Below are 2,430 nucleotides of genomic sequence, written 5' to 3'. Positions count from 1 at the left end.
CGCAGAATCGCCTCGCTGCTGCGCAAGCTCTCGTCGCGCTGCCGGCGTTCGGTGACGTCGCGCGCGATGACGAGAAACATCGGGATGCCGCCGCTGCCGATTTCCTCGACAACGATTTCGAAGAAGCGTTCTTCGCCGTTCTTGTGACGGGCAAGGACCTCGCGGGCGCCCTTGCCGACAAAGACATGTTCCGATTGCGCGGCGTAGCTGGCGATGACGGTTTCGATGTCGCTTCGCTGCTCGTCGACCAGCAACATGGTCAGGGGCAGGCCGCGCACCTCGTCGGGGGTGTAGCCGAGTATCCGTTCCAGCGCCGGATTGGCCGCCTCGATGCGGCTGTGGGCGTCGAAAATCAGGATGACATCGCCCGCCGCCTCGAAAAGGCGCACAAACATCGAGCGGGCGGCGTCGTTCGACAGCGACGGGGGGAGCGTGGCCCCCCGCCATGTCCTGACATACGCATCGTCATTGCCGTCGATGTCCATCTCTGAAACGCACTCTGTACTGTGGTCCCGCTCTCCCGGCGCCGCCATCCGCGCCGAACGCTGTCCGGCGGATCAGAATAGGGCCCGGGGGTAAAGAAACTGTCCGTTTCAGTCAGCGGCGGGCGCGGACAAGCCGCCTGCCCGTGTGCATCGGGTTCCACATTTTGTCGCCCCGCCACCCTGCAAGGCGGCTGCGTCAATTTGATCGGCCCCGGACCGAATTAGGGTATTGACCCTAGATTTTCCGGTCCCAAGATAGGCACAGTGACATTCGGCGACATATGAGAAGCGCCGCCAGGAAAGAAAGACCGGGAAATGACGGGGACGGACACACTGACAAGGCCGCAGACGGCGGCGCCAAAGGGCGAAGCCATGGCCGAACATTACGATGTGCTGATCGCGGGGGCGGGGATTTCGGGGATCGGGGCCGCCTACCACCTGAAGGAGCAGAGCCCCGACAAGCGCTTCGTCATTCTGGAAGGGCTCGACAGTTTCGGCGGCACCTGGCACATGCACCGCTATCCGGGCATCCGCTCCGACAGCGACCTGTTCACCTTCGGCTACCGCTTCAAGCCCTGGACCGGGGCGCCGATCGCCTCGGCCGACGAAATCCTCAAATATATGGGCGAGGCGATCGAGGAGAACGATCTCGCGCGCCATATCCGCTATCGCCACCGGATCGTTTCGGCGCGCTGGTCGAGCGCCGACAATCTGTGGACCATCGACGCGTTGCGCGGCGACAGCGGCGAGACGGCGCGCTTCACGGCGAATTTCCTCTGGATGTGCCAGGGCTATTATCGCCACGCCGAAGGCTATACGCCCGAATGGCCGGATATGGACAAGTTCCGTGGACGGATCGTCCATCCGCAGACCTGGCCCGAAGACCTCGACTACAAGGGCAAGCATGTGCTGGTGATCGGTTCGGGCGCGACAGCGGCGACGCTGGTGCCGGCGATCGCGGGCGACTGTTCCCATGTGACGCTGCTGCAGCGTTCGCCGACCTATTTCATTCCGGGGCGCAACGAGAATGTGCTCGCCGACCAGCTCCGCAAGCTCGGCGTCGACGAGGCCTGGATCCACGAAATCACGCGGCGGCAGATTCTGTTCGATCAGGCCGAGTTCACGCGGCGCTCCTTCGAGGAGCCGGAAGCCGTGCGCGAGGAATTGCTGGCGGCCGTCGGCCTGTTCCTGCCGGAGGAAACGGTGAAGGAACATTTCACGCCGCGCTACCGGCCGTGGCGCCAGCGCATCGCCTTCGTGCCCGACGGCGATATTTTCGAGGGCATCAAGGCGGGCAAGGCTACCGTCGTCACCGACGAGATCGAGCGCTTCACCGAGAAAGGCATTCTGCTGAAATCGGGCAAGGAACTCGAGGCCGACATCATCGTGACGGCAACGGGGTTCAACCTCTCGGTGCTGGGCGACATCCAGTTCGAAGTCGACGGCAAGAAGCTCGACTTCGCCGACACCGTCACCTATCGCGGCATGATGTTCACGGGCGTCCCGAACCTCGTCTGGGTGTTCGGCTATTTCCGCGCGAGCTGGACCTTGCGCGTCGACATTCTCGGCGATTTCGTTTCGCGGCTTTTGAACCATATGAGCAAGCGGCAGGCTAAAGCCGTGACCGTTCAGCGCCGGCCCGAAGACAAGGACATGGAACTCAAGCCCTGGATCGATCCGGAAAACTTCAATCCGGGTTACCTGATGCGCTCGATGCATCTGATGCCCAAGCGCGGCAACAAGCCCGAATGGGAGCACACACAGGACTACTGGACCGAAAAGGACGAGCTGCCGAAGATCGATCTCGACGGGCCGGAATTCGTCTACAAGTGAAGCTGCTGGAGCAGTTTCGCTTTTCTTCGAATCGCGAAACTGCTCCAGGTTTTTTGTTTTGTCGCGTTTCCGGACGGCGAACCGGCTTCCACTTCGCCTGGAAACGCTCTAG

At 62.3% G+C, this 2,430-nt stretch carries 2 protein-coding genes; one reads left to right on the top strand and one right to left on the bottom strand.

The features are described from left to right. The coding region (locus WEB61_RS01995; RefSeq protein ID WP_368062656.1) for a PAS domain S-box protein at positions 1 to 485 on the bottom strand (485 nt) is incomplete at its 3' end. A 372-nt stretch (positions 486 to 857) separates the two neighbouring features. Between WEB61_RS01995 and WEB61_RS01990 the strand changes: the two genes are divergently transcribed. Next, positions 858 to 2,318 (top strand): flavin-containing monooxygenase, encoded by a 1,461-nt coding sequence (locus WEB61_RS01990; RefSeq protein WP_368062658.1) that lies wholly within the window; start codon positions 858 to 860, stop codon positions 2,316 to 2,318. Positions 2,319 to 2,430 lie beyond the last annotated feature (112 nt).

The sequence above is a fragment of the Parvibaculum sp. genome, assembly GCF_040882025.1.
GTDB lineage: Bacteria > Pseudomonadota > Alphaproteobacteria > Parvibaculales > Parvibaculaceae > Parvibaculum.
Note: the sequence above shows the minus strand (reverse complement) of the source record. Positions and strands in the feature narration are given on the sequence as shown.

Bases quoted from the DNA above. Each gene is read 5' to 3' on its own strand.
- WEB61_RS01990 (WP_368062658.1), top strand. From the start codon at position 858: ATGGCCGAACATTACGATGTGCTGATCGCGGGGGCGGGGATTTCGGGG.